Below are 21,003 nucleotides of genomic sequence, written 5' to 3' on the forward strand. Positions count from 1 at the left end.
CCGTCTTGATCGATTTCTGAAGTCCCGAGGGGGCCGCCGGATTCGGGGCCGCCCTCAAGGGCTTCTCTCTACAGTCTCAAGGCGAACGCTTAGCGTCGCTTGGCCATCTCGTTGATGAAGCGGTCGAACAGTGGCGCCACATCGTTCGGGCCCGGGCTCGCTTCAGGGTGGCCCTGGAAGCTGAACGCGCTCTTGTCAGTGCGCTCGATGCCTTGCAGGGTGCCGTCGAACAGCGACTTGTGGATCGCACGCACGTTGGCTGGCAGGGTTGCTTCGTCTACCGCAAAACCGTGGTTCTGGCTGGTGATCATCACCACGCCAGTGTCCAGATCCTGCACCGGGTGGTTGGCACCGTGGTGGCCGTGGCCCATTTTCAGGGTCTTGGCGCCGGAGGCCAGAGCCAACAGTTGGTGGCCAAGGCAGATGCCGAATACCGGAATCTCGGTTTCCAGTACGTCTTTGATCGCCTGGATCGCGTAGTCGCATGGCTCCGGATCACCAGGGCCGTTGGACAGGAACACGCCGTCCGGCTTCAGTGCGAGCACGTCGGCGGCAGGCGTTTGCGCCGGCACGACAGTAACGCGGCAGCCGCGCTCGACCAGCATGCGCAGGATGTTGACCTTGACACCGTAGTCAAAGGCGACGACGTGGTAAGGCAGCTCGGAGGCTTCGATGGTCGCGTGGCTGTCTGTTTTCAGGTCCCAGACAGTCGAACGCCATTCGTATTGAGTCTTGGTGCTGACGACTTTCGCCAGATCCATGCCCTTCAGGCCCGGGAAGCCTTGCGCGGCGGCAATGGCAGCTTCTTCGGAGATGTTGTCGCCGGCCATGATGCAGCCGTTCTGTGCGCCTTTCTCACGCAGGATGCGGGTCAGGCGACGGGTGTCGATACCGGCGATAGCGACAACGTTGTTGGCTTTCAGGTAGTCGGACAGGGACATTGTGTTACGCCAGTTGCTCGCTACCAGTGGCAGGTCACGGATAACCAGGCCAGCGGACCAGACGCGATCGGACTCGGCATCGCCCGGGTTGGTGCCGGTGTTGCCGATGTGCGGGTAAGTCAGGGTAACGATCTGTTGGGCGTAGGAAGGATCGGTAAGGATTTCCTGATAGCCGGTCATTGCGGTGTTGAACACCACCTCACCAACGGTTTGACCGTCGGCTCCAATGGCTTCGCCGCGAAAAATGCTGCCATCAGCAAGGGCGAGTATGGCTGGCTTAGTCAAGAAGACCTCCCGTAAATAACGCATGAAAGGGCAATCGCAGGTTGTAAAAAAGCGGAGTGACGTATGGACACGTCACCCCGCTTCTTCACTGAATTATTCTGCGCGCTTTTAGTGGACACACTAAAGCTGTAGCTTACAGAAAAAGGCTTTTTTGGTCCACCGCTAAAGAGCCTAAAAGGCCGGAGAATGCGACAGGGCGTCGCTCGGTGGTGAAAATCCAGCGCAAACAGGGCGTTTGCGCTGGATGAAAGCATGACTCAGTGCAGTTCGAGCACGTCTTGCATGTCATAAAGGCCCGGTTCGCGACCGTCCAGCCACAGCGCGGCACGCACCGCCCCCTTGGCAAACGTCATGCGACTTGAAGCTTTATGAGTGATCTCCAGACGCTCGCCCTCGCAGGCGAACAGCACCGTATGATCACCGACCACATCACCACCGCGCACGGTGGCAAAACCGATGGTTTCACGCTCACGCACACCGGTATGGCCTTCACGGCCATAGACCGCAACCTTCTGCAGATCACGATCCAGCGCATCGGCAATCACTTCACCCATGCGCAAAGCCGTGCCTGAAGGGGCATCAATCTTGTGCCGGTGATGAGCCTCGATGATCTCGATGTCGGCATCGTCACCCAGCACTCGCGCAGTCATCTCGAGCAGTTTCAGCGACAGGTTTACCCCGACACTGAAATTGGCGGCGAACACGATCGGTATGTCCTTGCCGGCCTCGGCCAACAACTTCTTCTGCGCAGCATCCAGCCCGGTGGTACCGATCACCATGGCTTTACCAGCCTTGCGGCAGAACGCCAGGTTTTTCAGCATGACTTCCGGCAGGGTAAAGTCGATCAACACGTCGAACTCTTCCGCCACCGACTCCACATGACCGGACAACGGCACACCGATACGCCCAAGCGAAGCCAGCTCACCGGCATCCACACCAATCAGCGTGCTGCCAGGACGCACGATTGCGGCGGTCAAACCGGTCAGTGGCGCGCGCTGTTGCACGGCCTCAACCAGAATCTTGCCCATGCGCCCGGCGGCGCCCATCACAGCTATACGTCGCATGCCGACTCCTTACAGATCGCCGAAGAAGCGCTTCACACCGTCGAACCAACCGGTGGTTTTCGGCGAATGGCTGTTGTCATCGGCCAGCGAACTGCGGAATTCTTCAAGCAATTCGCGCTGACGACGGTTCAGGTTGACCGGGGTCTCGACCGCAACACGGCACATCAAGTCGCCCGCACCACCGCCACGCACTGGCGCTACGCCCTTGCCGCGAACGCGGAACTGCTTGCCGGTCTGGGTGCCTTCAGGGATTTTCAGTTTGACGCGACCGTCGAGGGTCGGAATTTCCAGCTCGCCACCCAACGCTGCATCAACGAAGCTGATCGGCACTTCGCAGAACAGATGCTTGCCGTCGCGCTGGAAGATATCGTGCTCGCGGACATTGATGACCACGTACAGATCGCCAGTCGGGCCACCTTGAGTACCCGCCTCACCTTCGCCGGACAGACGAATGCGGTCGCCGGTATCAACGCCAGCCGGCACTTTGACCGAAAGGGTTTTGTACTCTTCGATGCGACCGTCACCGTGGCAGGAATCGCACGGGTCGGAAATGATCTTGCCCTGGCCATGGCAGCGCGGGCAGGTCTGCTGCACCGAGAAGAAGCCCTGCTGCATGCGCACCTGACCGATGCCGCCGCAAGTCGGGCAGGTCGACGGCGAAGAACCTTTCTTGGCGCCCGAACCATCACACGGCTTGCAATTGACCAGCGTCGGCACACGGATATTCACGGTCGTACCGCGCACCGCTTCTTCCAGATTCAGCTCCAGGGTGTAGCGCAAGTCGCTGCCGCGCTGAGCGCCGCCACGGGAACCGCCGCGACCGCCACCGAAGAAATCACTGAAGACATCGCCAAAGATGTCAGAGAAGTTCTGACCACCGAAACCGGCACCGCCGCCGCCCATGCTTGGGTCGACACCGGCATGACCGTACTGATCGTACGCCGCACGCTTGCTGGAGTCGGACAGCACTTCATAGGCCTCGTTGGCCTCTTTGAACATCTCTTCCGATGCTTTGTCATCGGGATTACGGTCCGGGTGGTGCTTCATCGCCAGACGGCGATAGGCCTTCTTCAGGTCTGCATCGCTTGAGCCACGCTCAACACCCAATACTTCGTAATAGTCACGCTTTGCCATAAGTCTTCTGCACTCTTGAGGACGTCCGGCAAACCCCTCCTGAGGATCGCCAAACTCGTTGAGCCCCAATACAGGCCCGGACCCAACTCACGTCAATTCAACGATCCTGGTCTTTGGTTCTGCGGTACTTGCGGCACGAAAAGCAGGAGCATTTTCGGCCATACCACCAGCATCCGAGCTTTGTCGCATGCTGTAAAAATTCGCGTATTCCAGATACGCCAACGCGGGAGCTAGCTCCCGCGCGGCGACATCCTACCAGTCACCGCCTAAAGGCAGTCAACCGGCCGACCAACAACTTACTTGTGGTCTTTTACTTCTTCGAACTCGGCATCGACAACGTCGTCAGCCTTTTCAGCTTTCTCGTCGTGCGGTGCCGCGCCTTCAGCAGGCTGAGCCTGTTCGGCGTACATCTTCTGAGCAACCGGAGCGGAGACTTTCGACAGCTCCTCAACCTTCGCTTCGATGGCAGCCTTGTCGTCGCCTTTGACAGCGGCTTCCAGAGCAACCACAGCCGCTTCGATCGCAGTCTTCTCTTCGGCGGTGACTTTGTCGCCCGCGTCAGCAACCATTTTGCGAGTCGAGTGAACCAGTGCATCACCTTGGTTACGGGCAGCGGCCAGCTCTTCGAACTTGCGGTCTTCCTCAGCGTTGGCTTCGGCGTCACGCACCATGCGCTCGATTTCTTCGTCGGACAGACCGGAGTTGGCCTTGATCACGATCGACTGAGTCTTGCCGGTAGCCTTGTCTTTCGCACCAACGTGCAGGATGCCGTTAGCGTCGATGTCGAAGGTCACTTCGATCTGTGGCACGCCACGTGGAGCAGGTGGAATGTCGGCCAGGTCGAACTTGCCCAGAGACTTGTTCTGTGCGGCTTGCTTACGCTCGCCCTGCAGGACGTGAATGGTCACGGCGCCCTGGTTATCGTCGGCAGTCGAGAACACTTGCGATTTCTTGGTAGGAATCGTGGTGTTTTTCTCGATCAGCGCAGTCATCACGCCACCCATGGTTTCGATACCCAGGGTCAGCGGGCTGACGTCGAGCAGCAGAACGTCTTTCACGTCACCGGCCAGAACAGCGCCCTGAATCGCGGCACCCATGGCAACAGCTTCGTCCGGGTTAACGTCTTTACGAGCTTCTTTGCCGAAGAAATCAGTAACCAGCTTCTGTACCAGCGGCATGCGAGTCTGACCACCGACCAGAATCACGTCGTTGATCGCACCAACGTCCAGACCTGCGTCTTTCATGGCGATGCGGCAAGGTTCGATGGTGCGCTGAACCAGGTCTTCAACCAGTGCTTCGAGCTTGGCACGCGAAATCTTCACGTTCAGGTGCTTAGGACCGGTCGCATCTGCAGTGATGTACGGCAGGTTGACGTCGGTCGACTGAGCGGACGACAGCTCGATCTTGGCTTTCTCAGCGGCTTCTTTCAGGCGCTGCATGGCCAGCGGGTCACCTTTGAGGTTCATGCCGCTTTCTTTCTTGAATTCGTCAACGAGGTAGTCGATCAGACGAATGTCAAAGTCTTCACCGCCCAGGAACGTGTCACCGTTGGTGGCCAATACTTCGAACTGGTGCTCGCCATCAACTTCAGCGATCTCGATGACGGAGACGTCGAAAGTACCGCCACCCAGGTCATAAACGATCACGGTGTGATCGCCCTTGGCCTTGTCCATACCGTAAGCCAGAGCGGCTGCGGTTGGTTCGTTGATGATACGTTTTACGTCCAGACCGGCGATGCGGCCGGCGTCTTTGGTCGCCTGACGCTGGCTGTCGTTGAAGTAGGCCGGAACGGTGATCACCGCTTCGGTCACTGGCTCGCCGAGGTAGTCTTCGGCGGTCTTCTTCATTTTCTTCAGAATTTCAGCCGAGATTTGTGGCGGAGCCATTTTCTGGCCGTTCACTTCAACCCAGGCGTCGTTGTTGTCAGCCTTGACGATCTTGTAAGGGACCATCTGGATGTCTTTCTGCACAACTTCTTCGTCGAAACGACGACCGATCAGACGCTTTACCGCGTACAGAGTGTTGTGCGGGTTGGTCACTGCCTGACGCTTGGCCGACTGACCTACCAGAATTTCGCCATCGTTGGCGTAAGCGATGATCGACGGCGTAGTACGCGCGCCTTCAGCGTTTTCAATAACTTTTGCCTTGCCGTTTTCCAGCACGGAGACGCAGGAGTTGGTAGTCCCCAGGTCGATACCGATAATTTTGCCCATGTTCACTCTCCCGAAACTTTGGATTTGGATGCCGCAGCAGTGGTGGCTGACTGCGGTAGCACTTAAACGCTTGACTTCTAAATGGGGGTCTTGCGGCTAATTTCAAGCCTTCTCGTCAATCGAAGGCGAAATTGGCGCCGGCGCCTTGCTGACTACAACCATGGCCGGACGCAACAGGCGACCGTTGAGCTGATAGCCCTTCTGGAACACCTTCAGAACGCTGTTCGGTTCTACGTCGGCGCTTTCCTGCATGGCCATTGCCTGATGCTGAACGGCATTGAACGGTTCGCCATGCGGATCGATCGCTTCAAGCTGATAACGCTTGAGGGTGTCGTGGAACATTTTCAGCGTCAGCTCGATGCCTTCACGCATCGGACGGATGCTTTCGTCGTCCGGGTTCGACAGCTCGAGGCCGCGCTCCAGGCTGTCAACGATCGGCAGCAGGTCGCCGGCGAATTTTTCCAGGGCAAACTTGTGCGCCTTTTCGACATCCTGCTCGGCACGACGACGGACGTTCTGCAGATCGGCAGCGACACGCAGAGACTGATCCTGCGCGGCGGCCAATTGCTCTTCGAGCACTTGTGCACGGGTCGCCAGGTCGTCACCCGAACCCTCGGGCGCCTGATTGGCTTCTGGGTTTTGCTTATCTACTGTCTGTTCGTCAGCCATAGAATTCTCCTTTCAATATCGTCCGCGAGTTCGACTCGCGCTTCTGCCCCGATATATGGGGCCGCAAAATCAGGCTTCAAGGGCTTTCAACCATTAACCCTACAAAAAAGTGCCGCTTTCTCATTCCTCGATGCGCTAAGAAGATTTTCTGTTCAAGCGAATCGAGCTAAGCGAGGGCATTGTCAGCCAGAAACAAAACACTGTATAAATAACCAGACCTAAAGCCTGGGAGCGGCCTTTATGCTGGTGCACCTGTCCGTACACAACTACGCCATCGTTGAACATCTCGATCTCGAACTTGATCGCGGGATGAGCGTGATCACAGGGGAAACCGGCGCCGGCAAGTCGATCATGCTCGACGCACTGGGCCTGACCCTCGGCGATCGCGCCGACAGCGGCGTGGTCCGCCCCGGTGCCGACAAGGCCGATATTCTGGCGACCTTCGACCTGTGCGACATTCCCGAAGCCAGCGCCTGGCTGGCCGAGCGCGACCTGGACATCGACGGCCCCTGCATCCTGCGCCGGGTCATCACCTCGGAGGGCCGTTCGCGTGGCTATATCAACGGCACGCCCTGCCCGCTTGGCGATCTCAAGGCTCTCGGCGAATTGCTGATAGACATCCATAGCCAGCACGAACACCAATCCCTGCTGAAAACCGATACCCACCGTCGCCTGCTCGACGAATACGCTGGTGCCACCGATCTGGCCCGTCAGGTTCAGCTCGCCGCACAGCGTTGGCGCCAGACTCGCCAGGAACTGGAGCGTCTCTCCAATTCCGGCGATGAACAACGCGCCCGCCATCAACTGCTCAGCTACCAGCTCGAGGAACTGGAAAACCTCGGGCTTGGTGATAACGAACTCGAACAGCTGGAGCAGGAACACAAAAATCTGACCAACGCCGAAACCTTGCTTGGCATCTGCCGACAAGTAGTCGAACAGTGCAGCGAAAGTGATTCCGGCAATGTGCTGAATGCGTTGACGGCCAGCCTCAATCGACTGTCGAGTGTGAACAACTCTGTTGGCGCACTGGGTGAAGCCAGCAGCCTGCTGACCAGTGCACAGATCCAGGTCGAAGAAGCTGTCGGTGAACTCAATCGTTTCCTCGACAACTTCGACGCCGATCCGGCCCGCCTGCAATATCTGGAAGAGCGCCTCGACGCTATTTACACCCTGGCGCGCAAACACCGTATTCAGCCGACCGAAGTCGGGGAAATGCAGCAAAAACTGCTGGATGAAATCGAAACACTCAACGCCAACGACGAATCCATCGAGCGATTAGGCGAAGAGCTGGCTTCCTACGCCCGCCACTATCAGGAGAAGGCACGGGAGCTGAGTGATTTGCGCCATCAGGCGGCCGGCAGCCTCGCCGGCGCTGTGGAGCTGGAGATTCAGCGCCTGGGCATGCCTGGCGGTCGATTTACTATCGAGCTACGCGCCAACAGCAGCGACGAACTCCTGCCTAACGGGCTCGAACAGGTCGAATTGCTGGTCAGTGCAAACCCTGGTCAACCGCTCAAGGCGCTGGCGAAAGTCGCATCCGGCGGCGAGCTCTCACGAATCAGTCTGGCGATCCAGGTCATCACTGCGCAGACATCCCGTGTCCCGACACTGGTGTTCGACGAAGTCGATGTGGGCATTGGTGGTCCGACGGCGGAAATTGTCGGCCAACTGTTGCGTCGCCTCGGCGATCGCGGGCAGGTTCTGACCGTGACGCACCTGCCCCAAGTCGCGGCACAGGGTCACCAGCATCTGTTCGTGCATAAGGTACGTGGAGAAGAGGCAACGCACACGGCCGTCTCTAAACTGAGCAAAAACGACCGTATAGAAGAAGTGGCACGAATGCTGGGCGGCATCGATTTGACCAAAGAATCACTCGCCCACGCGAAAAAAATGGTCGTTACCGCGAAAGTTTAAGAACGGCAGAAAGCACGAAGGCGACCCATGGGTCGCCTTCGTTCGTTTCGCGAATGTGAAATTCGCGCGACATGCTTACTTTTTCTTGCGGATGTACAGCACCAGGTTGTGATCCACCAACTCGACACCGTGCTCGTCGGCAATTGCCTTCTGAAGCTTTTCGATTTCCACGCTGACGAATTCGACAACCTCACCAGTTTCCACATCGACCATATGGTCGTGGTGGCCACTGTCGGCCAATTCGAATACCGCGTGGCCACCGTCGAAATTGTGACGGACCACGAGGCCAGCTGCTTCGAACTGGGTCAGAACACGGTAAACCGTGGCCAGACCAACGTCCTCGCCAGCTTCCATCAACGCCTTGTAGACGTCCTCGGCACTCATGTGACGCTGCTCGGTAGAGTCGAGCATTTGCAGGATCTTGACCCGTGGCAGGGTCACTTTAAGGCCGGCTTTGCGTAGTTCGCTATTTTCAACCATGGTCAGCTTTCTCGCGATGCTGCTTCGCAGCTTCTCTTAATGCGGGTATGATCGGCGTTTACGTTGTCCCAGCCAAGATAGTGGAAGTCGCCCACCGATGCAAAACACCAAGCTCTTGCTAACCAGTTTCACCTTTGTGGGACTGCTCGCACTCGCCGGTTGTTCATTCCCCGGGGTTTACAAAATCGACATCCAGCAGGGCAATGTCGTCACGCAGGACATGATAGACCAGTTACGCCCGGGAATGACCCGGCCGCAAGTACGGTTTATCATGGGCAACCCTCTGCTTGTCGACACGTTCCATGCCGATCGCTGGGATTATCTGTACAGCCTGCAACCGGGTGGCGGTGAACGCCAACAGGAACGCATCAGCGTTATATTCAACTCAAACGACCAGCTTGTCAGCCTGTCCGGTGACTTTATGCCGGGCGTAAGCCGTGACGAAGCCATTCTCGGCAAGGACAGTGGCACAACCGTGACCGCTCCTGCTGAAAACGCCGAGAAGCCAAAACCGGAAAAACCGGTCAAGCCAGGTTCCTTGCTGGATCAGATCCAGAAGGACGTCGATGGTGTAGAAACCGTTCCGGTTCCCACACCAGAGCCGCTGGATACCTCGCCGCAATAATTTGCGAGGCAATAAAAAACCCGGACATTCCGGGTTTTTTATTGCCTGCAATTTAGCTCGCTTACTGTTCTCGAGCTTTTGCCGCCGCAGCCTTGGCGGCACGCAAACGCCGCACCTCTTTGGGATCGGCAAGCAGGGGGCGATATATTTCGATGCGATCCCCCGCCTGAATCAGGCGAACCTGAGGATCAGCAATCACTTTGCCAAAAATCCCTACCGGGCACGCTGCCAGATCAAGCTCCTGGAACTCGTCGCCAATCCCTGACCTGAGCAACGCCTCACGCACGGTAATCCCTTCGGCAACACTGACCGTGCGCAAGACCTGACGATCAACGGCCGCATACACGACCTCTATCTCGATCACCGACTCAACCATGCATCTGCTTGGCGCGCTGGCAGAATGCATCCACCAGCGTGTTCGCTGCCTGATTGAACAATGGCCCCAGCGTAGCGCGCACCAGCGGACCTGCGTAATCGAATGACAGATCGAGACTGATCTTGCAGGCCTTCTCGTTCAACGCCTTGAACACCCAGACGCCGTGCAGTTGGTTGAACGGGCCCTCTTCGAGGTTCATCTCGATCGATTGCCCCGGCACCAGCGTATTACGTGTCACGAAGTGCTGGCTGAGCCCGCCCTTGGCCACGCCAACACTGGCACGCATATGCTCGGGCGAACTCTCCAGCACCTCAGCTGACGAGCACCACGGCAAGAATTCCGGGTACCGCGCCACGTCGTTGACCAAGTCATAAAGGAACTGCGCCGGATAAGGCAGCAGGGCAGATCGTTGAATATGTGTCGTCATGTGAGCGTTACTTCCAGAGCTGAGCGGCAAACACTACAACAATGCCGATAGGCGCAACGTAGCGCATCAAGAACAAAGACAGGGCAAACAATGCCGGGTTACGGATCGACAACTCGTCACGCACCGCTTCACGCCCCATCACCCAACCGGCAAACAGCACAAAGCACAGCCCGCCGAGCGGCAACATGATGCGCGAGGTGAAAAAGTCGATGACTCCGAAGAAATCCAGACCGCTCTGCGCACCCCATTGGTAGAGATGGAACATCCCGCCTTCGTTCACGAAAAATTTGGCTTCCTTCCAGATATTGAAAGAAAACACCGTACCCAGACCGACGAACCAGCAAATGAATGCCAGCCAGAAAGTCACCCAGGTGCGGCTGATTTTCGTGCGTTCGACCAGGTATGCAACCATCGGCTCCAACAGCGAAATCGCCGAACTCCAGGCAGCAATCGCCACCAGAACAAAGAACACAACGCCCATCAATTGACCGAAAGCCACATTACCAAAGGCAAATGGCAGGCTGACGAACATCAGTCCAGGTCCCTCGCTGGGATTCAGGCCTCCGGCGAAGACAATCGGGAACAAGGCCAGACCTGCGACCAGCGACACAAAGGTATCGAGCAGTGCCACGCCAACCACCGTGCCGGACAACGACGCGTTCTTCGGCATGTAAGCGCCGTAGATCATGATCGAGCCCACACCGACGCTCAGCGAGAAGAATGCGTGCCCCATCGCCGGCAACAAACCGTCGAGGACTTTTTCCGGGTGGAAGTCGAACATGAAATGCACGCCTTCCATGAAATGCCCGGTGGTCATGCTGTAACCCAGCAACACCAGAATCATCACGAACAACAGCGGCATCATGATGCGCAAACTGCGCTCAAGACCGGCGACCACGCCTTTGGCAATCACCAGCGCCGACAGCAGCATGAAAACTGAGTGCCAAAGTGTCAGACGCCATGGGTCGGCGATGACATTGCCGAAATAGGCGCCGACCTGATCGGCAGTGGCGCCCTGGAAGTCGCCGCGCCCCATATCGACGATGTAGTCCAGCGACCAGCCGCCGACCACGCTATAGAAAGACAGAATCAACAATGCCGTGATCATCCCGGCGAATGCGCCCCACGACCACTTGGCCGAGTGCCCGGCTTCCAGCGCCAGCACCTTCAAGGCGTTCGCCGGACTCTGCCGCGCGCGCCGGCCGATCAGGGTTTCAGCGAGCATGACCGGGATCCCGATCAGTGCGATGCACGCCAGAAACATCAGCACAAAGGCACCGCCGCCGTAGACCCCGACCATGTAGGGGAACTTCCAGATACTACCCAGTCCCACGGCCGAACCGGTCGCGGCGAGTATGAATACCCAGCGGCTAGCCCAACTGCCGTGGACAGAAACCTTGTCTGTCGACATCGTTTATCACGCCCAAGCGTTAGAAAAAGAGGCAGCATTGTCCGGGATTCACTCAACCTGCTCAAGCACGCAGCATCACCGTAGCCGACAGCCGTTTATCTCCATATAATGCCGCCCCTATGGCTAAACAGAAGAAACACCCAACAGGGACCATCGCGCAGAACAAAAAGGCGCGACACGATTACTTCATCGAACATAAGTTCGAGGCTGGTCTGGTCCTGGCCGGCTGGGAAGTAAAAAGTCTGCGGGCAAGCAAGCTGCAACTGGTCGACAGTTACGTGCTGCTCAAGGATGGCGAAGCGTGGCTGCTCGGCAGTCACATCACGCCTCTGATGACCGCCAGCACCCACGTCATCGCCGACCCGGTGCGCACGCGCAAATTGCTGCTCAACCGCCGCGAGCTGGAAAAGCTTGCGGCTGCCGTGCAGCAAAAGGGTTACGCCTGCGTATGCCTGTCCTGGTACTGGAGCAAGCACATGGTCAAGTGCGAAATTGCTCTGGGCAAGGGCAAGAAGGAATACGACAAGCGTGACACCGAGCGCGAACGCGATGCCGGTCGCGAGCTGCAGCGCGCTGTGCGCAACAAGGGCAAGGAAGATTAATTTTTTCTGCCTGTGGCGAGGGAGCTTGCTCCCGCGCGCCTGCGCAGCAGGCGCCATCGGTTCTCGCTTACATTAAAGCGAGAGCCGCTGCGCGCCTCTGCGGGAGCAAGCTCCCTCGCCACAATTAATTTGCCACCTCACATCCCCTTGCGCCGCTCCGCCCGAGCCATGCGCTGAACCTCTTGGCGCACCTCTTCCAGCACTTCCTGCACATACAAGATGTGTCGGCTAGAGACTTCCCGCGCCTGCTCCGCGCGACCTTCGATAATCGCCAGATACAATTCCCGATGCTGAGTGATCAGCATGTCGCGGGTTTCCGTGCGCTGTTTGTACATCCCGCCGATGTTGGTCACGACGTTGCGTTTGAGCAAATCAAACAACCCACGAATGGTGTGTAGCAACACCGCGTTATGACTGGCCTCGGCAATCGCCAGGTGAAACTTCGCATCCGCCGCGCCCTCCTCCGCCCGACTGACATCGTCGTGACGCGTGTAGCAATCCTGCAGCTCTTCGAAGGCGGCCGTCAGGCGCTCGCGATCGACATCGGTGGCGCGCAATGCAGCGTAATAGGCGCACGATGCCTCCAGAGTGTGCCGAAATTCCAGCAAGTCACGCTGCGCCTCGGGATTGCTTTCGAGCAATTGCAGAAGCGGGTCGCTGAAGGTCGACCCCAGGCTTTCCACCACATAATTGCCGCCGCCCTGTCGACTGACCAGCAGCCCCTTGGCCGCCAGTTTCTGAATCGCTTCGCGCAGCGACGGACGTGATACGCCAAATTGCTCGGCCAGCGTGCGCTCCGCTGGCAGCCGCTCACCGGACTTCAGCGTGCCTTCGAGAATCATCCCCTCAAGCCGCTCGACAATGTCGTCAGACAAACGGCGCTGACGTATCTGATCAAACCCCATAACTCATTTCTCCACGATCCCGACCGCTCGCCGGGCTCTCTATTCTGGCCTATTGGCGCGCTGCCGACACCTGCCAGAAAACAATCGCCCGACCAGATCAGATGAGTTCTGCACCGCTCATTCGACAAAAGTTTCAGGGCGACAAATTGACACACCGCCATCAAGGCTTTTACCCTAGCCAACAGCGATTGTAAATTGGTCTTACCAATTATCCAAGAACGCTGACAGTGCCTGACCAACAACAATTAGGGGCCACCCCATATGCAAACCTGGCAACAGCTCTACAGCCCGCTCGGCAGTCTCGGCGTCTCCGCACTCGCGGCCGTCATCCCCATCGTTTTCTTCTTCCTCGCTTTGGCGGTGTTCCGCCTCAAAGGTCACGTGGCCGGCAGCATCACGCTTGCCTTGTCGATTGCCGTGGCGATCTTCGCGTTCCAGATGCCGGTCGACATGGCTTTCGCCGCCGCCGGGTATGGCTTCGCCTACGGTCTGTGGCCGATTGCGTGGATCATTGTCGCGGCCGTGTTCCTCTACAAACTGACGGTCAAGAGTGGTCAGTTCGAGGTCATTCGCAGTTCGGTACTGTCGATCACCGATGACCAACGCCTGCAAGTGCTGCTGATCGGTTTCTGCTTCGGGGCGTTTCTGGAAGGTGCCGCCGGCTTCGGCGCACCGGTCGCGATTACCGCCGCCCTCCTCGTCGGACTGGGCTTCAACCCGCTATACGCCGCTGGCCTGTGCCTGATCGCCAACACCGCGCCAGTCGCGTTCGGCGCGCTGGGCATTCCGATCATCGTTGCCGGCCAGGTGACTGGCATCGACGCATTCAAGATCGGCGCAATGACCGGTCGCCAACTACCGCTGCTGTCGCTGTTCGTACCATTCTGGCTGGTGTTCATGATGGATGGCCTGCGCGGCGTGCGCGAAACCTGGCCGGCCGCACTGGTCGCAGGTTTGAGCTTCGCCATCACCCAATACTTCACCTCGAACTTCATCGGCCCGGAACTGCCGGACATCACCTCGGCGCTGGCCAGCCTGATTTCGCTGACTCTGTTCCTCAAAGTCTGGCAGCCGAAACGCACCGCAGGCGCGCAAATCGCCGGCGCGACATCGAGCGCAGCAATTACTGGCAGCGTCGGTGGTTTCGGTCAGAAACGCACCACTGTGGCCTCGCCTTACAGCCTCTGGGAAATTTTCATTGCCTGGTCGCCCTTCCTGATTCTCACCGTGTTGGTGACCATCTGGACCTTGAAGCCATTCAAGGCAATGTTCGCCGCCGGCGGTTCGATGTACAGCTGGGTGTTCAACTTCGCGATTCCGCACCTTGATCAACTGGTCATCAAGACGGCGCCGATCGTGGCAGCGCCGACCGCCATCCCTGCAGTATTCAAACTCGACCCGATTTCTGCGACCGGCACCGCGATTTTCTTCTCGGCGCTGATCTCGATGGTGGTATTGAAGATCAATTTCAAAATTGGTCTTACCACTTTAAAAGAAACTTTCTACGAACTGCGCTGGCCAATCCTGTCGATCGGTATGGTGCTGGCGTTCGCTTTCGTCACCAACTACTCCGGCATGTCTTCGACCATGGCATTGGTGCTTGCGGGTACTGGCGCCGCGTTCCCGTTCTTCTCGCCGTTCCTCGGCTGGCTGGGCGTGTTCCTCACCGGTTCCGATACCTCGTCCAACGCCCTGTTCAGTTCGCTGCAAGCGACCACCGCGCACCAGATCGGCGTCAACGACACCCTGCTGGTCGCGGCGAACACCAGCGGCGGCGTGACCGGCAAGATGATCTCGCCGCAATCGATCGCCGTGGCCTGCGCCGCGACCGGCCTGGTGGGCAAGGAATCGGATCTGTTCCGCTTCACCCTCAAGCACAGCCTATTCTTTGCAACGATTGTCGGTCTGATCACCCTGGCTCAGGCCTACTGGTTCACCGGCATGCTGGTGCACTAAACCTACAAGAAGCCTACAAGACGTCCAAAAGAAGCATGGAAATAACCGACGCCGGTTCGTGATTCCGGTGTCAGCAATTCACAACCCGGTCTGTAAGGCTGCTGAAAGCAACTCTCTCTATATTCAGCAGCCTCAGCGGACGGATAACCGGGACCACCCGGAGACACGCCTGATGAGCGAGCTTTTTTACAACGCTGTGCCGAACGCGACCCGCGTTGCACCGCCGCTGCCAGAACCACGGCAATACCCCAGCGAGAAACCGTCGCGGGTCTACCTGTTCGGCACATGTGTGGTCGACCTGTTCTACCCCGAAGCCGGGATGGACGCGATCCACTTGCTGGAGCGCGAAGGGATTCGGGTCGAGTACCCGCAAGGGCAAAGCTGCTGCGGACAACCGGCCTACACCTCGGGTTACACCGAGCAGGCACGGACCGTGGCGCGCTCGCAACTGGCGCTGTTTGCCGGGGATTATCCGGTGGTGGTGCCGTCGGGTTCTTGCGCGGGCATGTTGCGCGAACATTACGCCGACTTGTTCAAGGACGAGCCGGACACACTGAAACAGGTTCAAGCCCTCGCGGCCCGTACCTATGAATTGGCCGAGTTCCTGCTGTTCGTCTGCAAGGTGCAGCTCAAGGACAGCGGCGAGCCGGTAAAAGTCGCGCTGCACACCTCATGTTCGGCGCGCCGCGAAATGAATACCCACCTGCACGGCCGTGAACTGTTGGCGCAGCTGAGCAACGTGGAACGGGTCAACCATGACCATGAAAGCGAATGCTGTGGCTTCGGTGGGACATTCAGCGTCCGTATGCCAGACATTTCCGGCGCGATGGTGGCTGACAAGACCCGCGCGCTGAAGGAATCCGGTGCACACAAGGTACTGAGCGCCGACTGTGGCTGTTTGATGAACATCAACGGCGCATTGGAGAAACAAAAAGAAGCGCTACGCGGGCAACATCTCGCCAGCTTCCTCTGGCAGCGAACCGGAGGTGCGAAATGAGCACCTCGACGATTATTCCTACGGTTGCCGTAGAAGAAGATTTCCGCACCCGGGCGCACAACGCTCTGGGTGATCCGCAGCTACGGAATAACTTCCGCACTGCCATGGATTCATTGATGACCAAGCGGGCAGCGGCTTTCAGCGATGCCCACGAAAGAGAACACTTGCGCGCCCTGGGCAACTCGATCAGGGCGCGTGCGCTCTCCAAGTTGCCCGACCTGCTCGAGCAACTGGAAACAAACCTGACCCGCAACGGTGTGACAGTGCACTGGGCGGAAACGGTGGACGAGGCCAATGGCATCGTCTTGTCGATCATCCGCGCTCACGAGGCGCGGCAAGTGATCAAGGGCAAATCGATGGTCAGCGAAGAGATGGAGATGAACCATTTCCTCGAGGCTCAAGACATTGAATGTCTGGAGTCCGATATGGGGGAATACATCGTCCAGCTCGACCACGAGAAGCCTTCACACATCATTATGCCGGCGATCCACAAGAATGCCGGTCAGGTCGCGTCCTTGTTCCACGACAAACTTGGCGTGGAATACACCAAGGACGTTGACCAACTCATTCAAATCGGTCGCAGAGTCTTGCGGCAGAAATTCTTCGAAGCGGACATCGGCGTCTCCGGTGTCAACTTCGCCGTCGCCGAAACCGGCACCCTGCTGCTGGTGGAAAACGAAGGCAACGGGCGCATGACCACCACCGTGCCGCCGGTACACATCGCCGTCACCGGCATCGAAAAAGTCGTCGAGAACCTGCGCGATGTGGTGCCACTGCTCTCGTTGCTGACCCGGTCGGCACTGGGCATTCCGATCACCACGTACGTCAACATGATCTCCGGTCCGCGCAAGGAGCATGAACTCGACGGCCCGCAGGAAGTGCATCTGGTGCTGCTCGACAACGGTCGCAGCCAGGCTTTCGCCGACAGCGAATTGCGCCAGACCCTCAACTGCATCCGCTGCGGCGCCTGCATGAATCATTGCCCGGTCTACACCCGCGTCGGCGGTCACACCTACGGCGAGGTTTACCCGGGGCCGATCGGCAAAATTATCACCCCGCACATGGTCGGCCTGGCCAAGGTTCCGGATCACCCGAGCGCGTCTTCGCTGTGCGGTGCGTGCGGAGAAGTGTGCCCGGTAAAAATTCCTATCCCGGCGATCTTGCGTCGTCTGCGCGAAGAGAACGTCAAAGCCCCGGACAGTCCGCATCAAGTGATGCGCGGTCAGGGCAGCAAGTATTCGCGCAAGGAACGCTTTATCTGGAACGCCTGGGCCAGGCTCAACAGCTCGCCGACCTTGTATCGATTGTTCGGCTTCTTCGCCACGCGCTTGCGCGCCCTGACACCAAGCAATCTAGGCCCGTGGACGCAAAACCACAGCGCGCCGAAACCCGCTGCCCGCTCGCTGCATGACATGGCCCGCGAGCATCTGGCCAAACAGGGAGATCGCTGATGAGCGCCAAGCACAATATCCTCGCCAAGCTGCGGAAAAGTCTGACGGGCGCCACACCGATTGCCGACAACTTCGATGTCGATCTAGTGACGCAGCCTTACACCTACAGCGCCGAACAACGCATCCCGCAACTGCGCAAACTGATGGAAGCGGTGCATACCGAAATCCATCTGACCGCCGATGCAGAATGGCCAGCGCTGCTCGCGCAGTTATTGCGTGATCGTCAGTTGCCTAGCCTGTTGATCGCACCGACTACAGCGCACGGTGAAAAAATCACTCAACACTGGTCGAACAATCCTGATCTGCCGACGCTGAAGTCCTACGACCGGCCGATGGAAGAGTGGAAAGCCGAACTGTTCAACGACACCCCGGCCAGCCTCACCGGCACCCTCGGCGCCATCGCTGCTACGGGCAGCCTGATTCTCTGGCCGACCCGCGAAGAACCCCGGCTGATGAGTCTGGTGCCGCCCGTACATTTCGCGTTGCTCAAGGCCAGCGAAATCCGCGACAACTTCTATCAGGTGCAAGAGGAATTCAACTGGGCGCAAGGCATGCCGACCAACGCGCTGCTGGTATCCGGCCCGTCGAAAACCGCTGACATCGAACAAGTGCTGGCCTACGGCGCCCACGGTCCGAAAGACCTGGTGGTTCTGATTCTGGAGGACCAATGACGTTACCGGCGACTTTCCTGCGCGATGCGCAACAACTGATTCCGGCCGACCGCCGCTTCGACGATCCGCTATCAACCCTGGCCTTCGGCACCGACGCGAGTTTTTATCGACTGATCCCGAAACTGGTGATCCGCGTCGAGTCCGAAGATGAAGTTGTGGCGTTGCTGCAACTGGCCCAGCGCGATCAGGTCGCGGTGACCTTCCGTGCGGCGGGCACCAGCCTGTCTGGGCAGGCCATCAGCGACTCCGTCCTGATTGTGCTTGGGGATAACTGGAACGCCCGCGAAATTCGTGGCCAGGGCATGCAAATCCGCCTGCAACCGGGGGTTATCGGCGCGCAAGCCAACGCGTGGCTGGCACCGTTCGGGCGCAAGATCGGCCCGGACCCGGCCTCGATCAACGCCTGCAAGATCGGCGGCATCGTCGCCAACAACGCCAGCGGCATGTGCTGCGGCACTGCGCAGAATACCTATCACACGCTGGCGGGCATTCGTCTGGTGCTGGCCGATGGCACGCGGCTCGATACCGAAGACGCCGCCAGTGTCGCGGCATTTCGCAGCAGTCACGGTGAACTGCTGGAGCGTTTGGCGACTTTGGGCCGCGAGACCCGCGCCAATGCTGAATTGGCTGCGCGAATCCGCTACAAATATCGTCTGAAAAATACCACCGGCCTGTCGCTCAATGCCTTGGTGGATTTCGATGAGCCTGTGGATATCTTGAGCCACTTGCTGGTTGGCTCCGAAGGCACGCTTGGCTTTATCAGTGCGGTGACGTACGACACCGTGATTGATCACCCGAACAAAGCTTCGGCGCTGATTGTGTTCCCGGATGTGGAAACCTGCTGCAACGCGGTCACCGTGCTGAAAAGCCAACCGGTGTCGGCGGTGGAACTACTGGATCGCCGCAGCTTGCGCTCGGTACAGAACAAACCGGGCATGCCCGCTTTCGTACAACAACTGTCGAATAATGCTTGTGCATTACTGATCGAATCCCGCGCGGCCTCCGCCTCGCTGCTCCAGGAGCAACTGGTGCAGATCATGGTCTCGCTCAACCGCTTTCCCGTGGAGAAACGCGTCGACTTCACTGAAGACCCTGCCGAGAACGCCAAGCTTTGGGCGATCCGCAAAGACACCTTCCCGGCAGTCGGTGCCGTACGCAAAACCGGCACCACGGTGATCATCGAAGACGTGACCTTCCCGGTCGAGCAACTGGCCATCGGCGTAAATCGCTTGATCGAGTTGTTCGACAAACACTCCTACGACGAAGCGATCCTTTTCGGACACGCCCTGGAAGGCAATCTGCACTTCGTCTTCACCCAAGGCTTCAACAGCGCGGAAGAAGTCGCACGCTATCAGGCGTTCATGGACGATGTCGCGCAATTGGTGGCAGTGGAATTCGGCGGTTCACTCAAGGCTGAACACGGGACCGGACGTAACATGGCGCCCTTCGTGGAGCTGGAATGGGGCAGCGACGCCTATCAATTGATGTGGCAGCTCAAACGTCTGCTCGACCCGAATGGCATCCTCAATCCGGACGTGGTGCTCAGCGAAGATCCGCAGATCCACCTCAAGCACCTGAAACCACTGCCGGCAGCCGACGAGATTGTCGACAAGTGCATCGAGTGCGGCTTCTGCGAACCGGTCTGCCCATCAAAAGGCCTGACCCTGAGCCCGCGCCAGCGCATCGTCATCTGGCGGGATATTCAGGCGAAGAAGCGCGCCGGCATCGACACCTCCGAACTGGAAACAGCCTACGAGTACCAAGGCATCGACACCTGCGCCGCGACCGGTTTGTGCGCGCAACGTTGCCCTGTAGGCATCAATACCGGCGACCTGGTGAAAAAGCTCCGTGGCCGTCACGCAACGCATCAGAAAACCGCCGACTGGATCGAAGGAAATTTCGCCAGGACGCTGCAAGGGGCACGCTTCACCCTGCATGTCGCCAATGGTGCGCGGATGCTGCTGGGCGCGCCGCGCCTGGCCAGGTTCTCGGCGACGCTGACGCGATTGTCCAAGGGCCAGGTGCCGTTGTGGACGAATGCGATGCCGCAACCGGAAAAGGCTATCCGATTCAGCCCGAGCGTGTCGGACGAACGCCCGCGCGTGGTTTATCTGGCGGCGTGCGTGTCGCGGGTGATGGGGCCGGCGGCGGGTGATAAAGAACAGATGTCGCTGTACGACAAAACCCGTGGCCTGCTGGAAAAGGCCGGTTACCAAGTAGTCTTTCCCGACAATCAGGACAACCTTTGCTGCGGTCAGCCTTTCGCCTCCAAAGGCTATGCCGAACAGGCCGAACACAAGCGCCAGGAGTTGATCGGCGCATTGCTGCACGCCAGTCGCGGCGGGCTTGATCCGATCTATTGCGATACCAGTCCGTGCACGCTGCGGCTGGTGCAGGATGTCGGCGATGTTCGCCTGGACCTGTACGACCCGGTGCGCTTCATCCGTACGCATCTGCTTGATCGACTGGATTTCACCCCACAGGACGCGCCGATAGCCGTGCATGTGACCTGCAGCACCCAGCATCTGGGCGAAAGTCAGGCGCTGATCGATCTGGCGCGCAAATGCAGCAAGAACGTGGTCATCCCCGAAGGCATTCACTGCTGCGGGTTTGCCGGTGACAAGGGCTTTACCACGCCAGAGCTGAACAGCCATTCACTGCGCACACTCAAGGAGGCGGTGCAGCATTGCAGCGAGGGCATTTCCACTAGCCGGACGTGTGAGATCGGTCTGACGCAGCATGGTGGAATCGACTACCACGGTCTGGTGTATCTGGTGGATCGGGTGACCCAGGCAAAGGCCGGCTGAAGAAAAATAGAACCCTTGCGTGCGACCGTAGTCCACAGAACAAGCCCCACATAAAGGGGCTTTTCCCTCACTCGG

General features: G+C 58.6%; 18 protein-coding genes. 8 read left to right on the forward strand and 10 right to left on the reverse strand.

Annotation, left to right across the window (positions count from 1 at the left end):
* Positions 1 to 89: 89 nt before the first annotated feature.
* The 5 genes from carA to grpE form a co-directional block, all read right to left on the reverse strand.
* A complete protein-coding gene (gene carA, locus JFT86_RS02455; RefSeq protein ID WP_201235507.1) occupies positions 90 to 1,226 on the reverse strand; it encodes a glutamine-hydrolyzing carbamoyl-phosphate synthase small subunit in 1,137 nt (378 codons plus the stop codon).
* A gap of 257 nt (positions 1,227 to 1,483) precedes the next feature.
* On the reverse strand, positions 1,484 to 2,290 hold the full coding sequence (dapB, locus tag JFT86_RS02460) for a 4-hydroxy-tetrahydrodipicolinate reductase (RefSeq protein ID WP_201235509.1): 807 nt from the start codon (positions 2,288 to 2,290) through the stop codon (positions 1,484 to 1,486).
* Positions 2,291 to 2,299: 9 nt separating this feature from the next.
* Positions 2,300 to 3,424, reverse strand: coding sequence for a molecular chaperone DnaJ (gene dnaJ / locus JFT86_RS02465; protein ID WP_201235511.1), 1,125 nt, complete (start codon positions 3,422 to 3,424; stop codon positions 2,300 to 2,302).
* Between the two features lie 296 nt (positions 3,425 to 3,720).
* On the reverse strand, positions 3,721 to 5,637 hold the full coding sequence (dnaK, locus tag JFT86_RS02470; protein WP_025110460.1) for a molecular chaperone DnaK: 1,917 nt from the start codon (positions 5,635 to 5,637) through the stop codon (positions 3,721 to 3,723).
* A 102-nt stretch (positions 5,638 to 5,739) separates the two neighbouring features.
* Positions 5,740 to 6,306, reverse strand: coding sequence for a nucleotide exchange factor GrpE (grpE, locus tag JFT86_RS02475; RefSeq protein WP_201235513.1), 567 nt, complete (start codon positions 6,304 to 6,306; stop codon positions 5,740 to 5,742).
* A 240-nt stretch (positions 6,307 to 6,546) separates the two neighbouring features.
* Here grpE and recN point away from each other — a divergent pair, with 240 nt between their 5' ends.
* Positions 6,547 to 8,220, forward strand: coding sequence for a DNA repair protein RecN (gene recN, locus JFT86_RS02480; RefSeq protein WP_201235515.1), 1,674 nt, complete (start codon positions 6,547 to 6,549; stop codon positions 8,218 to 8,220).
* A gap of 75 nt (positions 8,221 to 8,295) precedes the next feature.
* Here the strand turns inward: recN and fur are convergent, their stop codons facing one another.
* The gene (gene fur, locus JFT86_RS02485) at positions 8,296 to 8,700 is read right to left on the reverse strand and encodes a ferric iron uptake transcriptional regulator (RefSeq protein ID WP_201235519.1); all 405 of its coding nucleotides are present in this window, start codon (positions 8,698 to 8,700) and stop codon (positions 8,296 to 8,298) included.
* Positions 8,701 to 8,797: 97 nt separating this feature from the next.
* Here fur and JFT86_RS02490 point away from each other — a divergent pair, with 97 nt between their 5' ends.
* Positions 8,798 to 9,325, forward strand: coding sequence for an outer membrane protein assembly factor BamE (locus tag JFT86_RS02490; protein WP_038357476.1), 528 nt, complete (start codon positions 8,798 to 8,800; stop codon positions 9,323 to 9,325).
* A gap of 61 nt (positions 9,326 to 9,386) precedes the next feature.
* Here JFT86_RS02490 and JFT86_RS02495 read toward each other — a convergent pair whose 3' ends face one another.
* The 3 genes from JFT86_RS02495 to JFT86_RS02505 are packed head-to-tail and all read right to left on the reverse strand — an operon-like array spanning position 9,387 to position 11,539.
* The gene (locus JFT86_RS02495) at positions 9,387 to 9,701 is read right to left on the reverse strand and encodes an RnfH family protein (protein WP_201235520.1); all 315 of its coding nucleotides are present in this window, start codon (positions 9,699 to 9,701) and stop codon (positions 9,387 to 9,389) included.
* Entirely contained in the window at positions 9,694 to 10,128 is a 435-nt protein-coding gene (locus JFT86_RS02500) for a type II toxin-antitoxin system RatA family toxin (RefSeq protein WP_003221509.1), read from the reverse strand. Before JFT86_RS02500 ends, JFT86_RS02495 begins: the two co-directional genes overlap by 8 nt.
* 7 nt (positions 10,129 to 10,135) lie before the next feature.
* A complete protein-coding gene (locus JFT86_RS02505; protein WP_201235521.1) occupies positions 10,136 to 11,539 on the reverse strand; it encodes a sodium-dependent transporter in 1,404 nt (467 codons plus the stop codon).
* A gap of 119 nt (positions 11,540 to 11,658) precedes the next feature.
* On the opposite strand from JFT86_RS02505, the gene smpB reads away from it, so the two are divergent.
* Entirely contained in the window at positions 11,659 to 12,141 is a 483-nt protein-coding gene (smpB, locus tag JFT86_RS02510) for an SsrA-binding protein SmpB (RefSeq protein WP_007915208.1), read from the forward strand.
* A gap of 137 nt (positions 12,142 to 12,278) precedes the next feature.
* Here the strand turns inward: smpB and JFT86_RS02515 are convergent, their stop codons facing one another.
* Positions 12,279 to 13,046: an FCD domain-containing protein gene (locus JFT86_RS02515; protein WP_103303218.1), complete on the reverse strand. Its 768-nt coding sequence runs from the start codon at positions 13,044 to 13,046 to the stop codon at positions 12,279 to 12,281.
* Between the two features lie 261 nt (positions 13,047 to 13,307).
* Here JFT86_RS02515 and JFT86_RS02520 point away from each other — a divergent pair, with 261 nt between their 5' ends.
* From JFT86_RS02520 to JFT86_RS02540, 5 genes are all read left to right on the forward strand, one after another.
* A complete protein-coding gene (locus tag JFT86_RS02520) occupies positions 13,308 to 15,002 on the forward strand; it encodes a lactate permease LctP family transporter (RefSeq protein WP_201235522.1) in 1,695 nt (564 codons plus the stop codon).
* A 172-nt stretch (positions 15,003 to 15,174) separates the two neighbouring features.
* Positions 15,175 to 15,999 carry a (Fe-S)-binding protein gene (locus JFT86_RS02525; protein ID WP_201235524.1) on the forward strand — a complete coding sequence of 275 codons (825 nt, stop codon included), beginning with the start codon at positions 15,175 to 15,177 and terminating at the stop codon, positions 15,997 to 15,999.
* The gene (locus tag JFT86_RS02530) at positions 15,996 to 17,450 is read left to right on the forward strand and encodes a LutB/LldF family L-lactate oxidation iron-sulfur protein (RefSeq protein WP_201235526.1); all 1,455 of its coding nucleotides are present in this window, start codon (positions 15,996 to 15,998) and stop codon (positions 17,448 to 17,450) included. The genes JFT86_RS02525 and JFT86_RS02530 overlap by 4 nt, the downstream gene beginning before the upstream one ends.
* Complete coding sequence (locus JFT86_RS02535; protein WP_201235528.1) at positions 17,450 to 18,121, forward strand: lactate utilization protein; 672 nt, start codon at positions 17,450 to 17,452, stop codon at positions 18,119 to 18,121. Before JFT86_RS02530 ends, JFT86_RS02535 begins: the two co-directional genes overlap by 1 nt.
* A complete protein-coding gene (locus JFT86_RS02540) occupies positions 18,118 to 20,928 on the forward strand; it encodes an FAD-binding and (Fe-S)-binding domain-containing protein (protein WP_201235530.1) in 2,811 nt (936 codons plus the stop codon). Before JFT86_RS02535 ends, JFT86_RS02540 begins: the two co-directional genes overlap by 4 nt.
* Positions 20,929 to 21,003 lie beyond the last annotated feature (75 nt).

It is taken from the genome of Pseudomonas sp. TH06 (assembly GCF_016651305.1).
GTDB lineage: Bacteria > Pseudomonadota > Gammaproteobacteria > Pseudomonadales > Pseudomonadaceae > Aquipseudomonas.

Excerpts from the sequence above, each read along its gene's own strand:
- JFT86_RS02520 (WP_201235522.1), top strand. The coding sequence starts at position 13,308 with ATGCAAACCTGGCAACAGCTCTACAGCCCGCTCGGCAGTCTCGGCGTC.
- smpB (WP_007915208.1), top strand. The coding sequence starts at position 11,659 with ATGGCTAAACAGAAGAAACACCCAACAGGGACCATCGCGCAGAACAAA.
- recN (WP_201235515.1), top strand. The coding sequence starts at position 6,547 with ATGCTGGTGCACCTGTCCGTACACAACTACGCCATCGTTGAACATCTC.
- JFT86_RS02525 (WP_201235524.1), top strand. The coding sequence starts at position 15,175 with ATGAGCGAGCTTTTTTACAACGCTGTGCCGAACGCGACCCGCGTTGCA.
- dnaJ (WP_201235511.1), bottom strand. The coding sequence starts at position 3,424 with ATGGCAAAGCGTGACTATTACGAAGTATTGGGTGTTGAGCGTGGCTCA.
- JFT86_RS02540 (WP_201235530.1), top strand. The coding sequence starts at position 18,118 with ATGACGTTACCGGCGACTTTCCTGCGCGATGCGCAACAACTGATTCCG.
- fur (WP_201235519.1), bottom strand. The coding sequence starts at position 8,700 with ATGGTTGAAAATAGCGAACTACGCAAAGCCGGCCTTAAAGTGACCCTG.
- JFT86_RS02505 (WP_201235521.1), bottom strand. The coding sequence starts at position 11,539 with ATGTCGACAGACAAGGTTTCTGTCCACGGCAGTTGGGCTAGCCGCTGG.
- JFT86_RS02495 (WP_201235520.1), bottom strand. The coding sequence starts at position 9,701 with ATGGTTGAGTCGGTGATCGAGATAGAGGTCGTGTATGCGGCCGTTGAT.
- grpE (WP_201235513.1), bottom strand. The coding sequence starts at position 6,306 with ATGGCTGACGAACAGACAGTAGATAAGCAAAACCCAGAAGCCAATCAG.
- dapB (WP_201235509.1), bottom strand. The coding sequence starts at position 2,290 with ATGCGACGTATAGCTGTGATGGGCGCCGCCGGGCGCATGGGCAAGATT.
- JFT86_RS02535 (WP_201235528.1), top strand. The coding sequence starts at position 17,450 with ATGAGCGCCAAGCACAATATCCTCGCCAAGCTGCGGAAAAGTCTGACG.
- dnaK (WP_025110460.1), bottom strand. The coding sequence starts at position 5,637 with ATGGGCAAAATTATCGGTATCGACCTGGGGACTACCAACTCCTGCGTC.
- JFT86_RS02515 (WP_103303218.1), bottom strand. The coding sequence starts at position 13,046 with ATGGGGTTTGATCAGATACGTCAGCGCCGTTTGTCTGACGACATTGTC.
- JFT86_RS02530 (WP_201235526.1), top strand. The coding sequence starts at position 15,996 with ATGAGCACCTCGACGATTATTCCTACGGTTGCCGTAGAAGAAGATTTC.
- JFT86_RS02500 (WP_003221509.1), bottom strand. The coding sequence starts at position 10,128 with ATGACGACACATATTCAACGATCTGCCCTGCTGCCTTATCCGGCGCAG.
- JFT86_RS02490 (WP_038357476.1), top strand. The coding sequence starts at position 8,798 with ATGCAAAACACCAAGCTCTTGCTAACCAGTTTCACCTTTGTGGGACTG.